This is a genomic window from Bradyrhizobium sp. P5_C12 (assembly GCF_054049735.1).
The window spans coordinates 1-18445 of the sequence record NZ_JBFULU010000083.1; the positions used below are offsets into that span (position 1 = coordinate 1).

The 18445-nt window shown below is 64.8% G+C and carries 16 protein-coding genes; 9 read left to right on the top strand and 7 right to left on the bottom strand.

Translation table 11 applies throughout. The features are described 5' to 3' along the window. Positions 1-113 precede the first annotated feature (113 nt). Positions 114-1673: a winged helix-turn-helix domain-containing tetratricopeptide repeat protein gene (locus ACXJMY_RS36465; RefSeq protein WP_456624183.1), complete on the bottom strand. Its 1560-nt coding sequence runs from the start codon at positions 1671-1673 to the stop codon at positions 114-116. A gap of 484 nt (positions 1674-2157) precedes the next feature. Here ACXJMY_RS36465 and ACXJMY_RS36470 point away from each other — a divergent pair, with 484 nt between their 5' ends. Then, positions 2158-3519 carry a class-II fumarase/aspartase family protein gene (locus tag ACXJMY_RS36470; protein WP_456624184.1) on the top strand — a complete coding sequence of 454 codons (1362 nt, stop codon included), beginning with the start codon at positions 2158-2160 and terminating at the stop codon, positions 3517-3519. A gap of 112 nt (positions 3520-3631) precedes the next feature. Then, a complete protein-coding gene (locus tag ACXJMY_RS36475; protein WP_456624185.1) occupies positions 3632-4888 on the top strand; it encodes an aminopeptidase in 1257 nt (418 codons plus the stop codon). A gap of 142 nt (positions 4889-5030) precedes the next feature. Here ACXJMY_RS36475 and ACXJMY_RS36480 read toward each other — a convergent pair whose 3' ends face one another. Then, entirely contained in the window at positions 5031-5585 is a 555-nt protein-coding gene (locus ACXJMY_RS36480) for a hypothetical protein (RefSeq protein ID WP_456624186.1), read from the bottom strand. A gap of 237 nt (positions 5586-5822) precedes the next feature. Between ACXJMY_RS36480 and ACXJMY_RS36485 the strand changes: the two genes are divergently transcribed. Further along, a complete protein-coding gene (locus ACXJMY_RS36485; RefSeq protein WP_456624187.1) occupies positions 5823-6278 on the top strand; it encodes a cupin domain-containing protein in 456 nt (151 codons plus the stop codon). Between the two features lie 77 nt (positions 6279-6355). Here ACXJMY_RS36485 and ACXJMY_RS36490 read toward each other — a convergent pair whose 3' ends face one another. The 5 genes from ACXJMY_RS36490 to ACXJMY_RS36510 all read right to left on the bottom strand — a co-directional run bounded on the left by ACXJMY_RS36490 (position 6356) and on the right by ACXJMY_RS36510 (position 11301). After that, positions 6356-7408 (bottom strand): amidohydrolase family protein, encoded by a 1053-nt coding sequence (locus ACXJMY_RS36490; protein WP_456624188.1) that lies wholly within the window; start codon positions 7406-7408, stop codon positions 6356-6358. A gap of 113 nt (positions 7409-7521) precedes the next feature. Then, positions 7522-8043 carry a hypothetical protein gene (locus tag ACXJMY_RS36495; RefSeq protein WP_456624189.1) on the bottom strand — a complete coding sequence of 174 codons (522 nt, stop codon included), beginning with the start codon at positions 8041-8043 and terminating at the stop codon, positions 7522-7524. A gap of 65 nt (positions 8044-8108) precedes the next feature. After that, the gene (locus ACXJMY_RS36500) at positions 8109-8921 is read right to left on the bottom strand and encodes an MBL fold metallo-hydrolase (RefSeq protein WP_456624190.1); all 813 of its coding nucleotides are present in this window, start codon (positions 8919-8921) and stop codon (positions 8109-8111) included. Between the two features lie 107 nt (positions 8922-9028). Further along, positions 9029-10555 carry a permease gene (locus ACXJMY_RS36505; RefSeq protein WP_456624191.1) on the bottom strand — a complete coding sequence of 509 codons (1527 nt, stop codon included), beginning with the start codon at positions 10553-10555 and terminating at the stop codon, positions 9029-9031. Continuing rightward, positions 10552-11301 carry an ABC transporter ATP-binding protein gene (locus tag ACXJMY_RS36510; RefSeq protein WP_456624192.1) on the bottom strand — a complete coding sequence of 250 codons (750 nt, stop codon included), beginning with the start codon at positions 11299-11301 and terminating at the stop codon, positions 10552-10554. The genes ACXJMY_RS36505 and ACXJMY_RS36510 overlap by 4 nt, the downstream gene beginning before the upstream one ends. A gap of 262 nt (positions 11302-11563) precedes the next feature. Between ACXJMY_RS36510 and ACXJMY_RS36515 the strand changes: the two genes are divergently transcribed. From ACXJMY_RS36515 to ACXJMY_RS36540, 6 genes are all read left to right on the top strand, one after another. Next, positions 11564-12439 (top strand): branched-chain amino acid ABC transporter permease, encoded by an 876-nt coding sequence (locus ACXJMY_RS36515; RefSeq protein ID WP_456624193.1) that lies wholly within the window; start codon positions 11564-11566, stop codon positions 12437-12439. Between the two features lie 4 nt (positions 12440-12443). After that, entirely contained in the window at positions 12444-13595 is a 1152-nt protein-coding gene (locus ACXJMY_RS36520) for a branched-chain amino acid ABC transporter permease (RefSeq protein ID WP_456624194.1), read from the top strand. Continuing rightward, the gene (locus ACXJMY_RS36525; protein WP_456624195.1) at positions 13592-14350 is read left to right on the top strand and encodes an ABC transporter ATP-binding protein; all 759 of its coding nucleotides are present in this window, start codon (positions 13592-13594) and stop codon (positions 14348-14350) included. The genes ACXJMY_RS36520 and ACXJMY_RS36525 overlap by 4 nt, the downstream gene beginning before the upstream one ends. A 4-nt stretch (positions 14351-14354) precedes the next feature. Then, positions 14355-15143 (top strand): ABC transporter ATP-binding protein, encoded by a 789-nt coding sequence (locus tag ACXJMY_RS36530; protein ID WP_456624196.1) that lies wholly within the window; start codon positions 14355-14357, stop codon positions 15141-15143. 95 nt (positions 15144-15238) lie between these two features. Then, entirely contained in the window at positions 15239-17077 is a 1839-nt protein-coding gene (locus ACXJMY_RS36535) for an AMP-dependent synthetase/ligase (protein WP_456624197.1), read from the top strand. A gap of 79 nt (positions 17078-17156) precedes the next feature. Beyond that, positions 17157-18356 carry an ABC transporter substrate-binding protein gene (locus tag ACXJMY_RS36540; protein WP_456624198.1) on the top strand — a complete coding sequence of 400 codons (1200 nt, stop codon included), beginning with the start codon at positions 17157-17159 and terminating at the stop codon, positions 18354-18356. Positions 18357-18445: the final 89 nt, after the last annotated feature.

Below are 18445 nucleotides of genomic sequence, written 5' to 3' on the forward strand. Positions count from 1 at the left end.
CCCCCCCCCCCCCCCCCCCCCCCCCCTCTCCGCCATGACGGTGACAGTTCGACTCGCGGAGACTCCCCCTCACCCCGACCCTCTCCCCGCAAGCGGGGAGAGGGAGACGATCTTCACCTCATACCCGCGCGCCGCAATCCTTCCAGATAATGCGCGCGATCCTCGTCCCGCAGCATTGGCAGCTCGCTTGTGATCCAGGCGAGCGAGATGGCGGGCTGGGCGCGATGCAGTCCTTCCAGCGCGGCAGCCGCAAGCGCGGGATCACCGAGCATGCCGGCGGCGGCGGTCAGCACGCGATGCGCGCCGACGAAATCGCCGCGCTGCCGCATCGATTCGCGCGCCATCTGCACGGCGCCCTCGTAGTTGCGGCCGATGAACTGGGCATAGGCCGCGACGCCGCAATAGATCGCCGCGAGCGGATCGCGCGGGCTCAGCCGCAGCGCGCGGCGGGCGGCGGCATCGCCGTCCTGCCACCGTCCCGCGTAACACAGCGTCACGCCGAGGAAGGCGTACGCCATCGCGAAATTCGGGTTGAGTTTCAGCGCGAGCTCGAACTCCGCCAGCGCATCGTCGAAGCGGCGGCGGAACAAATAGCTATAGCCAAGGCCGTTATGGGCCCAGGCATCCTCGCGATCGGCCTCCACCGCCGCAAGGGCCGCGCGCTCGGCAACCGGTACGGTCGCGTCCATGTCGGCCCAGCCCATATGCGCGCCGAAAATATGGCTGGTCGCGAGCAGGCCCAGCGCCTTGCCATAGGCGGGATCGATCGCAATGGCCTGTTCGAGCAGCGCCTGTGCCGCCGCATTGTCCTCGCGCGTGATGCGCCAGTAGTGCGACAGCGCGCGCATCACGAGGTCCCAGGCGTCGAGGCTGCCCGGCGGCTTCTGCTGGGCGCGAAAGCTCTCGGCGGCATAGAGCTGCGGCTCGATCGCGGCGACGATCGCCTCGGTGATCTCGTCCTGCACGGCGAAGATGTCGGCCAGCTCGCGGTCGTAGCGCTCGGCCCAGAGATGGCTGCCGGTCGAGACGTCGTTGAGCTGCGCCGAGATGCGCAAGCGGTCGCCGCTCCGCCGCACGCTGCCCTCGACCACGTAGCGGACGCCGAGCTCGCGTGCGATCTCGTGGATGTGAACGGCGCGCCCCTTGTAGACGAAGGAGGAGTTGCGGGCGACGACGAAGAACCAGCGCAGCTTCGACAGCGCGGTGATGATGTCTTCGCTGATGCCGTCGGAAAAATAGTCCTGCTCGCGGTCGCCGCTCATGTTGGTGAAAGGCAGCACGGCAATCGCGGGCCGGTCGGGCAGCGCGAGCGCGGCTTGCGGCGGCCTTGCCTCATGGTCGAGGTTCGTCGCCGCCGCCCCAGATTTCGTCTCGACGTTGCCGACGAAACGAAAGCCCTTGCGGGCGATGGTGCGGATCACCGCCTGGCTGGCGCCGCTGTCGCCGACCGCCTTGCGTGCCGCGTTGATCCGGCTGGTCAGGGTGGATTCGGAGACGCTGCGGCCGTGCCAGATCTTGTCGATCAGCTCGTCCTTGCTGACCACCCGGTCGCGGTTTTCCATCAGGTGGACGACCAGATCGAAGACCTGCGGTTCCACGGCAATTGGAACCAGCTCGCGACTCAACTCGCGCCGGTCGGTATCGAGAAGGTGATCCCGGAACAGAAACTGCACGTCGAAAACTCGGACCTCACAATAAAATCAGGCAATGACAAAGCAAAACGGATTTCGACCTAAGTCTGTGAGTCCGCCGGGAGGCCGCTTGGTTCATCGCGATCGCAAGATGGCTGCCATGCCATTTGCGGGGAGGAATGCCGCCTCGACCAGAATGTGGCGGCTGGAGTCGGCTGTCGCAGGCCACGTACTCAATCTGATATCGCCGACGCACATTCCCTCACCCTGAGGTGGCCGCGTCTTCAGCGGCCCTCGAAGGGCGACGGCCCGATTGCATCCCGGCCTGCCATCCTTCGAGGCTCTCCACGCGACGCGTTGCGTCGCACGGTTCGCACCTCAGGATGACGGAGCCGGTGGTTTGACGCGCAGCGGCGAGACCAATGCACGACTTCGAATGTGTGATGAACCGGCATTGTCCATTGCCGAACGGCGACGCCTGCGTAAGCTGCACCGATACAAACAACACCAACCACGAAGAAACGCCATGCCCGCCTTTCCCGCCTCGACCACCGTGATCGACTCCATCCTGTTCCGCGACGCCTTCGGCACGCCGCAGATGCGGGAGGTGTTTTCGGACTTTGCTCTGGTCTCGCGCTATGCGGAGGTCGAGGTGGCGCTGGCGAAGGCGGAGGCCAGATGCGGCGTGATTCCGCAGGAGGCGGCCGAGGCGATCGCGGCGCGGACCGATGTATCCGCGCTCGATTTCGATCTGTTGCGGCAGGAGACCGATGTCGTCGGCTATCCGATCCTCCCCCTGGTGCACCAGATGGTGAAGCAATGCGGCGAGGCCGGCCGCTATGTGCATTGGGGTGCGACCACGCAGGACATCATGGACACCGCCGTGGTCCTGCAATTGCGCGCGGCGCTCGAGATCGTCGAACGCGACATCGCCGCGCTGCGCGGCATCCTCGCGGATCTGTCAAAACGCTACCGCGACACAGCGATGGCCGGCCGCACCCATCTCCAGCAGGCGCTGCCGGTGACGTTCGGCTACAAGACCGCGATCTGGCTTGCGATGTTCGACCGCCACGCCGAGCGGCTGGCACAATTGAAGCCGCGCGTCCTGGTCGGCCAGTTCGCGGGCGCCGCCGGCACGCTGGCCTCGCTTGGCGACAAGGGTTTTGCGGTGCAGGAGGCGCTCTGCGCCGAGCTGAAGCTCGGTGTTCCCGCCTCGACCTGGCACGTCGCCCGCGACGGTTTTGCCGAGGCCGTGAACTTCCTCGCGCTCGTCACCGGCTCGCTCGGCAAGATCGCGCTCGACATCATGATCATGGCGTCGACCGAGTTTGCCGAGGTCTACGAGCCCTTCGTCAAGGGCCGCGGCGCCTCCTCGACCATGCCGCAGAAGCGCAACCCGATCTCCTCGGAGCTGATGCTGGCGGCGTCCAAGGCGGTGCGCCAGCACGCCGGGCTGATGCTGGATGCCATGGTGCAGGATTTCGAGCGCGCCACCGGTCCCTGGCACGCCGAATGGATGGCGATCCCCGAAAGTTTCGTGCTGACCGCCGGCGCCCTGCACCAGGCCAGGTTCGCGCTCGCCGGTCTCATCGTGGACGAGGCGAAGATGAACGACAATCTCGCCATCAGCCGCGGATTGATCGTGGCCGAAGCGGTCATGATGGGCCTCGCGCCGCAGATCGGCCGGCAAGAGGCGCATGACGTCGTCTACGACGCCTGCCGGCTCGCCAACGAGAAGGGCCTGACGCTGGCGGAGGCGCTGTCGTCCGATCCGCGCGTATCGAGCCGAATCGATCGCGCGACCATCGCGACGCTGACTTCACCGAAAAATTACCTTGGCCTTGCGCCCGCCATGGTCGACCGGGTGCTGAAATCGGCAACGCGTTGAAAACCAAGATGCGTGAAACTGCGTATCTTCTGCACATCTCAAGATGCTCGCGCTATTGCGCCATGGGATGCTAGACTTAGATTGGATGAGAGACTTTCCGCGAGGCCCCGGCATGACCGACCAACGCAATACCGCCACCCCCATCGACCCCGTGAAACTCGACCGGCTGGCCGAGGTCGCGGTCAAGGTGGGCCTGGGCTTGCGGCCGGGACAGGATCTTCTGCTGACGGCGCCTGCGATCGCGCTGCCGCTGGTGCGGCGGATCGCCGTGCATGCCTACAAGGCCGGCGCCGGCGTCGTGACGCCGATCCTCTCCGACGAGGAGATGACGCTGGCGCGCTACCGCCACGGCCACGACGACAGCTTCGATCGCGCCGCCGGCTGGCTCTACGAGGGCATGGCCAAGGCGTTCTCCGACAACACCGCGCGGCTCGCCATCGTCGGCGACAATCCCATGCTGCTGTCCGGCGAGGATCCTTCGAAGGTGGCGCGCGCCAGCAAGGCCAATTCCATGGCCTATCAGCCGGCTCTGGAAAAAATCGTCAATTTCGACACCAACTGGAACATCATCGCCTATCCGAGCCCGTCCTGGGCGAAGCAGGTCTTCCCCAACGACCCCGAAGACATTGCGATCGGCAAGCTCGCGGACGCGATCTTCGCGGCGTCCCGTGTCGATCGCGAGGATGCGATGGGCAATTGGGCGAGCCACAACGCGGTGCTGCGCGAGCGCACCAATTGGCTGAACGGCCAGCGCTTCCGCGCGCTGCAATATTCCGGCCCCGGCATCGATCTCACCATCGGGCTCGCCGACGGCCATGAGTGGGAGGGCGGCGCGTCGCTCTCCAAGAACGGCATCAGCTGCAACGCCAACATTCCGACCGAGGAAGTCTTCACCACGCCGCATTGCCGGCGGGTCTATGGCCATGTGGTGAGCTCGAAGCCGCTGTCCTATCAGGGCACGCTGATCGACAACATCGCCGTGCGTTTCGAGGACGGCAGGATCGTCGACGCCAAGGCCTCGCGCGGCGCGGAAGTTCTGAACAAGGTGCTCGACACCGACGAGGGCGCGCGCCGGCTCGGCGAGGTCGCGCTGGTGCCGCACTCCTCGCCGATCTCGCAGAGCGGGCTGTTGTTCTACAACACGCTGTTCGACGAGAACGCGGCGTCCCACATCGCGCTCGGCCAGTGCTATTCGAAGTGCTTCGTCAATGGCGCGCAGCTCACGCCGCAGCAGATCGCGGCACAGGGCGGCAACCAGAGCCTGATCCATATCGACTGGATGATCGGCTCGGCCGAGACCGACATCGACGGCATCCTGTCCGACGGCAGCAAGGTGCCGGTGTTCCGCAAGGGCGAGTGGGCGAAGTAAGAAGCATCGCGTTTCGCTGCCCATCCTTCGAGACGCCCGCTGCTGGCGGGCTCCTCAGGATGAGGTTTCGTTTTGCGGAGGAGCGCCGCCTTGCGGCGCGTCTCCAACCATGCAGGCCGAGCACGTACCCTCAAAGCTCCCTTCACGCCGCCGCGTTGCGCAGCATCGGATTGCTGTCGATGCTGAAGCGGTTGAACAGCGTTGTGAACGGGCAGCCGTCGGTGGCTCGCACGATGGCGTCGGAGGCCGCGACCGCGTCATAGAGCGCGCCGACCGGATCGTCGGCTTCCGGCAAATCGAGTGCGTCGCGGATCGCCTCGCGGGCGTCGTTGATGTCGTCCTCGTCGTCGCGTGTCGCCTCCAGCGCATCTGCCGCGCGCCGCATTTCCGCGAGGTCGCCACCGGCCGAGAATTTGAGGATGTCGAGCCAATAGGGGCAGGCGACGACGAGCTTGACGAACGCCTCGAACGTGCCTGCGATGATCCCGGCGCGGCCTTCCGATGAGACGTAGAGCACATCCTCCGACGGCAGCAGCACGAAGGTGCCGCCGGCGCCGTCGCTGCCGATCTGGCGGGGCCTCTCGATGCCGTCGATGACGAACCAGCGCTCCTCGTCCGGCGCGAAGGAGACGTCGAAGCTGCCGAGCCACGCGACGACTTCGCTGTTGGCTGTCAGAACCTCGGGGGTCAGGGGCATCGGCGTGGCTCCATCTCGGTCGCTTCGCGCGTTTTGTCGCACCCGGGAAAAGATGGGTTCATCTGCACGAATTTGCAGGCAAATCGCGACGTTAACCGTCTCGCCCGTGCAACTTGCGGCTGATTGTCGGAGCCTGCGTAAGAAAGAATTAAAAACCGGCTACTAGCGTTCCCGACATCTTTCGAAACAATCCGGGCTCGGACCCGGCCAATCATATTTTATCCCCTGAGGAAGCAGATGTCGCGCGCATTGATTGAAGCTGGTAGTTGCAATGTGGATCTCGAGCTGCGGCCGATCGAGCCGTCCTGGATCATCGAGGGTAACCCGGTCTCGCGCTCGCACATCCTGTCCACCAGCGCGGACGGCACCGCCTCGACCATCATCTGGCAGTGCACCGAAGGCCGCTTCAACTGGTACTACGACATCGACGAGACGATCATGATCATGGAAGGATCGATCGTGCTCGAAAGCGACGGCATGCCGCCGAAGCGCTACGGCCCCGGCGACGTCATTTTCTTCCGCGACGGCGCGCATGCCAAATGGCATGTCGAAGGCCACGTCAAGAAGATCGCGTTCTGCCGCAAGACCAATCCGGTCATGATCGGTTTCCTGATCCGCGTCGTCAACAAGCTCAAGAAGATGTTCGTTTCCACCGGCGAGCGCCGTCCCGCCTCGCTGATGGGTGCCGGCTAACAACAAGGTTTCACGGACGCTTCCCAGCGGCCACGACGGAAGAGGGGCCGGGATGAAAATCCCGGCCCCTCTTCTCGTCATGCCGGCAGTTCGAGGCTGTAGACATTCCTGGCGGTCTGCGAGAACAGTGCCGTCTTCTCGGCCTCGCTGAGCGGCGCCGCGATGCGCTTGAAGGTGTTGAAGATCACCTGATAGCTGCATTGGCCCTTGTCCGGCGGAAAGTTGCTCTCGAACATCGCGCGCCTTGGCCCGAACGCCTCGATGCAGGTCTCGATATAGGGCCGCCAGGCCGCGGCAAGCTCTTCGGATGACGGCGGCCTCTCGCGCAGATGGAAGTCGTAGCCGAGCAGGCACATCGCCAGTCCGCCGAGCTTCACCACCACGTTCTCGCAGGTCGCGATCTCGCGGATCGACGCGCGCCATTGCGGAAACACCTCCTCGCGCCGCCCAGCAAACCGGCCAACGCCGGCCGGGCCGCCGCAATGGTCGAGCACGATCCTCGTGTCGGGAAAGGCGCGCGCAAGCTCGGTCAATTCGCCGATCTGCGGATGAAACAGCCAGGCATCGAAGCTGAGGTTCAGCGGCGCCAGGCAGGCGAAGCCTTTGCGGAAGGCCGGATCCCGCAACAATCCCTTCGGCCGGTTCGCATACATGCCGGCGACCGCGGGGTCCTCGTCCCAGGCCGAGGAGTGCCGGATGCCGCGGAAGCGGCCGCCTCCGGCGGCGATCTCCGCCTCCAGCACCGGCTTGGCTGCATCGCCCAGCAGCAGATTGACGTGACTGACGATGCCGGCGCAGATCGCGGCCTTGCCGTAAGCACCGCTCGCGCTCATCGCGGCGACGCCATTGGCGAACTCGACTTCGCCGACGGGCCGGAAGGCCTCGGGCCCGTGGGCGCGATACATCGAGCGGCAGTCGACATAGACGGTGGCGATGATGTTGTGGCCGGAGGCGATGTCATCAGCCATCTCCTCGATCAAATAGCGGTGCCCGCGATTCCACAGATGATGATGGGGATCGACGATCGGCCGCAACGGATCGATGATCTCCTCCTGATGCAGCGCGAGCCAGTCCTCGCGCGGATCGACGAATAGCCCGCTCGTATTGGCAGGCAGACCGCTTGCAGCCATCGGCGTTCGCTCCCGTTTTGTTTTTGTGCCGGGAGCCTAACACTTCATCTCTTCACGCAGCAGCGCGCGTTGCGCAACCGCGCCCATCATCGCGAGCACACCGGGCACTGCCGTCATCCCTTGCGCTGCCTCGCCCTCACATCGACCACCAGCCGCCAATCGCTTGCCGCAGCCGGCTTGACCTCGCCGAGCCAGTGGAAGGAATCGCCGGTGATCTCGGTAAAACTCCAGCGCGTCAGGTCGCCGGCTTCGGTCGTGCCTTCCTGCACGATGTCCTCGCCATGCGGCCGGCCGATCTGCTGGCGGAACACGCAGCGCGCGGGATCGAACCAGGAAATCCGCCACGCGGAAATGGAGGGGTCGTAGACGCGCAGCGTCGTGCCGTACCAGTTGCCGGCGATCGGAAAGGCCGGCGTGCCCGCGGGGCGGGGGATGATCCAGACGTCCTGCACCGCGCGTCCCTCCAGCACCCAGCCGAAATGGATTTTTCCGGGCGCTGTGTGTCGGGTTCCGTCCGGCGCGCGCGCGGTGACCTCGGCGTCCCAGTCGCCGACGAAGCGGCCGTAAAGCTGGAGCGCCGCTGCGTGCTCCGGATTCGGTCCGCTCGCGTGCAAAAGTCCGGCAAAATCGCTCATGTCGATCTCCTGTCGCAAGGAGATCAGCATGACCGGGCCGCGGCCGGCTTGGAGAAAATTGCGCGTCAGACGCCGTCGAGGATGATCACCGTCGGCGTCGACGGCAGCGCATCCCGCGACATCCGGAAACTGCGCTCCAAGCGCCGGTCGATCTCGAATTGCTGGCCGATCTTGCGCATGAAGTCGTCGAGCGGGGTGGCAAAGCGGTGCATCGGCAGCACCACCGAGGCGCGCAGCCGCTTGGTGATCTCGGAGATGCCGTCGAGCGACATGGTGTAGGTGCCGTCGATCGGCACCATCACGATGTCGAGCCGCCCGATCTGGGCGAAATGGCTGTCGTCGAGCTTGTGGTGGAGATGACCGAGATGCCCGATGCAGAGGCCGGCGACCTCGAAGATGAAGATCGAGTTGCCGTCGCGGATCATGTCGGTCCCGGCCTCGTCGCCGAAATAGCGGCGGGTGTCGGTCGTGACGTTGCGGATGAAGGTGTCGCCGACGCGTTCCGAGACGATGGCGGGCTTGCCGTCCTCGCCCCAGCCATGCAGCACATGGGGAATGCGCCTGTCCGGGAATAAAGTGTAGTGGGTGCTGTGGGCCCGGTTCATGGTGACGACGTCGGGCAGCCGGCCGACCTGATAGGCGCCGCTATAGTCGGTCGCGATGCGCAAGCCGCCGGGCGTGTCGATGTAATAGGTGGAATGGCCGGCATAGGTGATCTCGACCTCGGCCGCGGCGGCCGCCTGCCGGAAAGCCACCGGCATCGCGCGCGGCGCCGCGTTCGCCATCGCCAGGCATTCGCTGCGCTGGGGCTGCTGGGCAAGGGCAGGGGTGGAGAATGCGCCGAACAGCGCCAGAGCCGCCGAAACAAGTCGCCGCATGAAAGCCGTCCCCGATGACTTGATGGGAAGTCTAGCGTGCAATGCAGCGCATGGCCAACACGACACGATCAACAGCGCGTCAGTGTCGCACCTCTTATTCCCGCCTTTTATTCGCGCCGCGGGCTGAACTTCCAGGTGATGGCGATCAGGCTAGCTGTGATCAGGCCGCTGATGAGGCCGGCGACGGGCAGGGTGAGCAGGAGCGCGGCGGTGGCGGCCCAGCCGATCGAGGAGAAGGCCTCGGCGAAGGTCGCCAGCCGCGAGGAGGTCTGGCGGCGGCGAAATTGGCTGCGCCGGGCCTGAACCCGGAACCAGAGCTGGATCGCGGTGGCGGAGGCCGCGCCGATGATGGCCGCGGCCGCGGTGATCGCGGCCTGGTACGGTGAGGCGAAGGCCAACGCCGCGACCAGCGGGCAGAAGATGGCGGCGATCGCGATCAGCACCACCTCGATCTTGGCGCGGATGACGCTGGACGGCGTCAGCGGCGCGGTCGCGACCAGATCGGGGGCGTCCTCGCCCGAGATCGTCAGCCAGGCGAGGCCCCCGGCGAGCTGTCCCGCGGCCATGACGATCACGGGCGTGATCAGCGTCAGCGCCGCCGAGCTGTCGGCAAAACTGCGCCAGAGCAGGAGTGCCGGCGGCACCAGATAGAGCAGCTGCATCAGGGTCTGGGAGATCAGCCAGGGATCGCGCCAGAGCAGCATGAATTCCTTGCGCCGCAGCGCCTGCTGGCGCGATCCGCGGCGGAACGGGCGTTCCTTTGCGGTTCGGCGGCCGGCCTTGCCGTAAGCGGCAGCATCGATCGCGGTATCGGCGAAGCGGCCCGAGAAGATCGCCATGACGCTTCCGAGCAGCACCAGCCCGAGCGCCAGCAGCAGCAGCAACGCCTCGCTGTCGCCCATGGTCGCCCGCGCGGGCCACCACCAGATGCTGTCGACATCCGGGGCATGGGCGGCCACGGTGCCGGAGGTCAGGATGGTGATGCGCGACAGCGTGCCGTAGGACATGATCGCGGCGACCTGAAGCGCGATCACGAAGCCCGCGCCGATGATCGCGGCCAGGATCTGGGCTATGAGCCGCGTCCGCGCCGGGCCGATCAGCCGGAACAGCAGGACGGTGACGGCAATCGCGATCGCCGCGGCCGACAGGCCCATGGCGACGACGACGCCGAACGCCGCGAGCCATCGCGCGCCGCCGCCGATCACCAGCACATCGATGAAGGGTGTCGAGAACAACAGCGCCATCACGGTGACGGTCAGCGCAATCGCGGCGATGCGCACCGAGAACAGATTGGCCAGCGTCGCGGGCGACGACATGATCAGGTCGAGATCGGCGCGGGCATAGAACACCCGTGTCACCGATTCGATGGCCTGCGACAGCATCAGGGTCCAGGCGAGAAAAATCGTCGCCGAGAGCACGATCAGCGAGGATTTGTCGAGCGGCAGTTGCAGATCGGCGAAGCGGCCGATCACCGCCCAGGCCGGCACGTGCAGGAGTGCGGCGAAGCAGATCATGCCGATGACGGCGGCGCGCGCCCGTTTGCGCCGGCCGCCGGTCATCATGGCGAGCCATTCGCGCCAGGCGAGCCGGAGCTCGTGACGGGCAAACCAGGAGAGCGCGGTCGCCGAGCTCATGCGGCGGCCTGGAGCGTCACCAGCGCGATGAAGAGGTCTTCCAGGCTGGTGTCGGCGTGGCCGTTCTGCTGGCGCAGCTCGCTGAGCGTGCCCTCGGCGACCAGACGGCCCGATGCGATCACGCCGATGCGGTCGGCCATGCGCTCGGCGACCTCGAGGATATGCGTGGTCATGATGATGGTGCAGCCGGCGCGGACGCGCTCGCTCAACAGTCCCTTCACGTGGCGGGCGGAGACTGCATCCAGCCCGGTCAGCGGCTCGTCGAGGATGATGAGGCGGGGATGGTGCACCAGCGCGCCGGCCAGTGCCACCTTCTGGCGCATGCCCTTGGAAAAGCCCTCGCAGCGCTCGTGCCGGTGCGGTTCGAGCCCGAGCGAGCTCAACAGCTCCTCGGCGACCGGTTCCGAGACGGACGGGGCGATGCCCCAGAGCCCGGCGACGAATTCGAGGTACTCCAGCGGCGTCAGCTTGTCGTAGATCATGGGCTCGTCGGAGACCCACGCCATCACCTGCTTGGCGGCGACCGGATTTTGGAGCGCATCGATGCCGAAGATCGAGACCGCGCCGGCATCGGGCCGCAGCAGCCCCGCAACCATGCGCAAGGTGGTGGTCTTGCCGGCGCCGTTGGGGCCGACCAAAGCGTAGAATTCACCGGCGTGAATGGTGAGATCGAGGCCATCGACCGCCAGACGGTCAAAACGCTTCGTTAACCCTCGGACTTCGAGCGCCGAGCTGTCCGGCTTCATGACGGCCATACCATCCGGTTTTGCATCGCCCGCGACCATGACTTGAAGATGTTTCGGCGCGGTGAATCGCGCTGCCGCAAATTCCGGCATCCGGGACCGGCCAAAGGCAAGTCACCGTTTGTTGACAGCGCTTGACGGTTCAGGCTGAATTGGTTTCGGACAAATGGCGCCAACGCGGCGAAACGACCGCGTAGCGACTGGACACAAGATGCGACAAGGCGGTCACGAAGAACCGCTGGTTGTATCGGGAGGATGCGCGGCAATGCTGGATTTCGTTCAGCAGCTGGTCAGCGGTGTTGCGCTCGGCTGCGTCTACGGCCTGATCGCGCTCGGCTTCGTGCTCGTCTACAAGGCCACCGAGGTCGTCAATTTCGCCCAGGGCGATCTGATGATGCTGGGCGGCTTCTTCGCCTTCACCTTCATCGGCACGATGGGCCTGAACTACTGGATCGGCTTTGCCGGCGCGGTGGCTGCGATGGCGCTGTTCGGCATGGTGGCCGAGCGGGTGGTGGTGCGGCCGATCCTCGGCTATCCGCAATTCTCCATCATCATGGCGACCATCGGGCTCGGCTATTTCCTGCGCTCGATCGCCGGCATGATCTGGGGCACCGACGATTTGAAGATCGAGACGCCGTTCAGCCAGGGCGTGCTGCGCGTCGGCTCGCTGGTGCTTGCCTACGATAAGCTCTCGGTGATCGCGGCAACGATGATCCTGTGCGCGCTGCTCTATCTGTTCTTCAACAAGACCACGCTCGGCACCGCGATGCGCGCCAGTTCCGAGAACATGCTGGCGGCCTATTACATGGGCATTCCGGTCAAGCGCGTGGTGTCGATCGTCTGGGCGATCAGCGCGGCGGTCGCGACCTGCGCCGGCGTGCTGCTGGCGCCGATCACCTTTATCCATTCCAATGTCGGCCTCGTGCTCGGCCTCAAGGCCTTCCCGGCCGCCGTGCTCGGCGGCTTCGGCTCGATCCCCGGCGCGGTCGTCGGCGGCGTGCTGATCGGCGTGATCGAGAGCATGGCCGGCTTCTATCTGGCTGAGGGCTGGAAGGACGTCGCGCCCTACATCGTGTTGCTCGCCGTGCTCCTGCTCAAGCCCGAAGGCCTGTTCGGCCTTCACGTCCGCAAGAAGGTCTGAGCGCATGCGCTTCCTGTTCAAGACCGACTACGAAGACGACATCAGGCTGTTTCCGCATTCGGGCTACATCGTCTCTTACGGCATCCTGCTCGCGCTGCTCCTGATCGCGCCATACGTGCTCTCCAGCTATCTGATGAGCCAACTCGTCTTCGTCTGCATCTATGCGACCGTCGGCGTAGCGTTGCTGATCCTGACCGGCTTTACCGGGCAGGCCTCGCTCGGGCATGCCGCATTTCTCGCGATCGGGGCCTACACCGCGGCGTATCTGCAGAAATACAACGTGCCCTTCCCGGTTTACTTCCTTGCTGCCGGGCTGCTGACCGGCATCATCGGCGCGATGGTCGGCTTTCCCGCCCTGCGTCTGACCGGCATCTACCTCGTCATCGCCACCATCTCCTTCGCCTTGATCGTCGAGGAGATTCTGGCGCGCTGGGAGAGCGTCACCAACGGCAACGAGGGCATGCGGATCAAGGCGCTGTCGCTGCTCGGCGTCACGGTCTCGCGCGACAGTCCGACGTTCTATTTCCTCTGCCTTGCCGTGCTGGTCCTGACCATCGTCGGCACGCTCAATTTGCTGCGTTCGCCGACCGGCCGCGCCTTCGTCGCCATCCGCGATTCCGAGACGGCGGCGAGCAGCATGGGTGTCAATGTCGCGCTCTACAAGGTCAAGTCCTTTGCGATCTCGGCGGCGATCACCGGCTTTGCCGGCGTGCTGTTCGCGCACAAGCTCTCCTTCATCTCGCCGGAGATGTTCACGCTCCAGCTTTCGATCGAGTTCATCATCGTGATCCTGATCGGCGGCACTTTCAGCCTGCATGGCGCGGTGCTCGGCGCGATCTTCATCGTCATGATCGATCCGTTCCTGACCTATCTGAAGGACGACATGCCCGGCATTATCGCCGGCATCGCCGCGACGTTCGGCGCCGGCGCGCAGGGCGCGGCCAACGTCCAGTCCAAGGTCGCCGCCTTCGCCTCGCTCAACGGCCTGAAGGGCGCGATCTACGGAATCATCATCGTGCTGTTCGTCCTGTTCGAGCCGCTCGGGCTCTACGGCCGCTGGCTCAAGATCAAGCTCTTCTTCCAGCTGTTCCCGCTCTACAAGCGCGCCACCTTCAAGCGGCAGAAGATCTACGTGAAGTCGGAGCGGAACCGATGAGCTATTTCCGCGCCGAGAATCTGTCGCTGCATTTCGGTGGGCTGAAGGCGGTCGACGCGGTGTCGTTCGCGGTCGAGAGAGGGGAAATCCTGTCGATCATCGGGCCGAACGGCGCCGGCAAGAGCTCGATCTTCAACCTGATCTCGCGGATCTACCGGCCGACCTCGGGCCGCATCTTCTTCGAGGACCAGGACATCACGGAACAGCCGCCCTACGACATCGCGAGGCTCGGCATCGCCCGAACCTTCCAGAACATCGAGCTGTTCGAGAACGCGAGCGTGCTCGCGAACCTGCTGGTCGGCCGCCACCGCCATTCGACCACCCAGCTCTGGCAGGAGCTGTTGTTCCTGCCAAGCGTGCGGGCCAACGAGAAGGTGCATCGCCGCCGGGTCGAACAGGTGATCGAATTCCTCGATCTCGAGCCCTACCGCGACAAGCTGATCTCGGGCCTGCCTTACGGCGTGCGCAAGGTGATCGAGCTGGCGCGCGCGCTCTGCTCGGAGCCGAAGCTGATCCTGCTCGACGAGCCGTCGTCGGGGTTGAACGTCGAGGAGACCGACGACATGTCGTTCTGGATCCGCGACCTGAAGAACGAGCTCGGCGTCACCGTGCTGATGGTCGAGCACGACATGTCGCTGGTCAACCGCGTCTCCGACCGCGTCATCGCGCTGAACTACGGCCGGGTGCTGGCGATGGGCTCGCCTGCCGAGGTACAGCAGCATCCCGACGTCGTCGCAGCCTATCTGGGAGCCTGACGCGATGGTCGCCGCCGTCACACCCGAGATCATCCTGAGGCTCTCCAACATCGAGAGCTATTACGGGCCGATCATGGCGATCCGCGGCATCTCGCTGGAGGTGCCGCGCGGCCGCATCGTCACGCTGCTGGGCGCCAACGGCGCCGGCAAGACCACGGTGCTGAAGACCATCTCGGGCATTCTCGATCCGCAGAAGGGCGCCATCGAGTTCATGGGTAGGCCGATCCAGCGCATGGAGGCCGACAGGATCGTGCGGCTGGGCCTGAGCCATGTGCCGGAAGGGCGCGAGGTGTTCCCGTTCCTCTCGGTGCGCGAGAACCTGATGATGGGCGCCTATCCGCGCAAGGACCGCGACGGCGTCGCGGAGGATCTGGAGCGCGTCTACGGCTACTTCCCGCGGCTGAAGGAGCGCATCAACCAGCTGGCCGGCCAGCTTTCCGGCGGCGAGCAGCAGATGCTGGCGATCGGCCGCGCGCTGATGAACCGGCCGACGCTCCTGCTGCTCGACGAGCCCTCGCTCGGGCTGTCGCCGATCCTGGTGAAGGAGATCTTCACGATCATCCGCCGGGTCAACGAGGAGCAGGGCATGTCGATCCTGCTGGTCGAGCAGAATGCCAAGGTGGCGCTGGAGACGGCGCATTACGGCTATGTGCTGGAGATCGGCCGGATCGTCATGAACGACACCTGCGACCGCTTGATGCATTCCCAGGACATCCAGGAATTCTACCTTGGCGCCAAGGAGGCAGGCGCCCGAGGCGAACGGCGCTGGAAAAAGAAGAAAACTTGGCGTTAGAGCAAGAGTTGGCGTTAGATGGGCTGACCGTCCGCAGAACATAGACCGCCGGCAAGGCAGGCAGCGGACGGCAAAGCGGCAAGGAGGGAACGTGCATGGCCCGACCGGCGGTGCTGACGGTCGCTGACACGATCGCAAGGAGCTTTTTGCGCGCGGTGGAGACGCGTGGCGACCGGCCCGCGATCCGCGAGAAGAAATTCGGCATCTGGCAGCCCACCAGCTGGCGCGAATGGCTGGAGATATCGAAGGAGATCGCCTACGCGCTGCATGCCACCGGCTTCGTGCCCGGCGACGTCGCCTCGATCATCGCCAATGCCGTGCCCGAATGGGTCCATGCCGACATGGGCGTCCTGTGCGCCGGGGGCGTCTCCTCCGGCATCTATCCGACCGATGCATCGTCCCAGGTCGAATATCTCCTCAACGATTCCCGGACGAAGGTGATTTTCGCCGAGGACGAGGAGCAGCTCGACAAGATCCTCGCCTGCCGCGCGCGCTGTCCGTCGCTGCAAAGGATCATCGTGTTCGACATGGAGGGCCTCAGCGGCTTTTCCGACGACATGGTGATGTCGCTCGACGAGTTTCGCGCGCTCGGCCGCAACCACATGGTCGGCCGCGAGACGCGGTGGCCGGAGATGATCGACAGCCGCAGCGCGGACGATCTCGCGGTTCTCGTCTACACCTCCGGCACCACCGGTCCGCCGAAGGGCGCGATGCATTCCAACCGCAGCGTGACGCATCAGATGCGCCATGCCAACGACTTCATTCCTGCTCGCCAGGATGATGACCGCTTGATCTTCCTTCCGCTCTGCCACGTCGCAGAGCGGATCGCCGGCTATTACATTTCGGTCGCGCTCGGCTCGGTGATGAATTTCGCCGAAAGCACGGAGACCGTGCCGGACAATCTGCGCGAGGTGCAGCCGACTGTCTTCTTTGCGGTGCCGCGCATCTGGGAGAAGTTCTATTCCTCCATCACCATCGCGCTGAAGGACGCGACGCCGCTTCAGCAATGGGCCTATCGCCGCGCCATCGACGTCGGTCTGCGCATGACGGATTGCCGGATTGAGGGAAAGACGCCGCCGCTTCCGCTTCGGATCGCCAACCGTCTCGCCCATCGCCTGGTGTTCCGCAACATCCGCCGCATGATCGGGCTCGATCGCTGCCGCATCGCGTTCACCGGTGCGGCGCCGATCGCGCCGGACCTGATCCGCTGGTACCTCGCACTCGGCATCGACATGCACGAGGTCTATGGCCAGACCGAGAATTGCGGGGTCGCGACCATGATGCCGGCGGAGCAGATCAAGCTCGGCTCGGTCGGCAGGGCGGTGCCCTGGGGCGAGGTCGCGCTGTCGCCCGAGGGCGAGATCCTGATCAAGGGCGATTTCCTGTTCATGGGCTATCTCAACCAGCCGGAGAAGACCGCGGAGACCGTCGACCCGCGCGGCTGGCTGCACACCGGCGATGTCGGCACCATCGACAACGAGGGCTTCGTCCGGATTACCGACCGGATGAAGGACATCATCATCACCTCCGGCGGCAAGAACATCACGCCGTCGGAGATCGAGAACCAGCTCAAATTCTCGCCCTACATCTCGGACGCGGTGGTGATCGGCGACAAGCGGCCGTATTTGACCTGCCTTGTGATGATCGACCAGGAGAACGTCGAGAAGTTCGCGCAGGACCACGACATCCCCTTCACCAATTATGCGAGCCTGTGCCGGGCGTTGGAGATCCAGGACCTGATCTGGCGCGAGATCGAGCAGGTCAACGGCAACTTCGCCCGCGTCGAGACCATCAAGAAATTCTATCTGATCGAGCGGCAGCTCACCCCGGAGGACGAGGAGCTGACGCCGACCATGAAGCTGAAGCGCGGTTTCGTGAACAAGCGCTACGCCGCCGAGATCGACGCGATGTATCGCGCGCGGGCGGTGGCCTAGACAATCTGGTTTGACAATAGCGAAGGAGCGATGGCCCCCGCCCTTCGCACAATACGGGCCCCAAGGAGAGGAGACGTCAATGTCGAAGTCGTTCAACGCGTTCGGCCTTGCTGTGGGCGCCGTGGCGCTCAGCTGTCTGCCGGCCGCGGCGCAAACCAAGGTTACCAATGACGGCATCTCGGCCACCGAGATCGTCATCGGCACTCATCAGGATCTGTCCGGGCCGATCAAGGGCTGGGGTGTGCCTGTTTCCAACGGCATGAAGATGGCGGTCGAGGAGGTCAACGCCGCCGGCGGCGTCCAGGGGCGCAAGATCAGGCTGGTGGTCGAGGACAGCGGCTACGATCCGAAAAAGGCCGTCCTGGCGTCGCAGAAACTGATCGAGCGTGACAAGATCTTCGCGATGGTGGGACCAATGGGGTCGCCGACCGTACTTGCCGCGCAGGATATCCTGCTCGACGCCGGCGTGCTCCAGCTGTTCCCGCTGACGGCGGCCGAATTCACCTTCAAGTTCGATCCAGCCAAGCCGCAGGAGCGGCTGAAGTTCAACAATCTGCTGCCCTATGTCGAGAGCACGCGCGCGGCGCTGAAATACATGATGGAGTGGAAGAACTTCAAGAAGCCCTGCATCATGCATCAGGATGACGAGTACGGCAAAAACGTGCTCGACGGCTTCAACCAGCAGCTCACCGCCATGAAGGTGCAGCCAGCCTCGATCACGAGCTACAAGCGCGGCGCCTCCGACTTCAGCGCGCAGGTCGCCAAGATGAAGTCCGACGGCTGCGACCTCGTCGTGCTCGGCGCGGTCCTCCGTGAACCGATCGGCGCCATGACCGAAGCCAAGAAGCTCGGTTGGGAGGTGACCTTCCTCGGCGCCACGCCGACCAATGTGATGGAGGTGCCGATGCTCGGCAAGGACGCCGTCGAAGGCCTCTACGCCGCAAGCGGCTTCGAGATCCCCTATGAGGACACCGCCAAGGGCAAGGTCAAGGACTGGCTCGTCAACTACAAGAAGATGTTCAACACCGACGCCAACACCCAGGCGATCATCGGCTACAATGCGGTGATGACGTTTGCGTTCTACGCGAACAAGGCGGGCAAGGATCTGACCGGACAGAAGATGCTGGATGCGCTCGAGTCGGGCGAGAAATTCCTCGACATCTTCAACTCGCCGCCGACCAAGTTCTCCAAGACCGACCACCTCGCCAACACCATCACCCAGGTGCAGCAGGTCAAGGGCGGCCGCTGGGTGCTGGTGAAGGACAATCTGATGTTTTGATGCTTCTTCGCCTCTCCCCGCGTGCGGGGAGAGGCCGGAATTTGCGACAGCAAATTCCGGGTGAGGGGGACTCTCCGCGAGTCCAACTC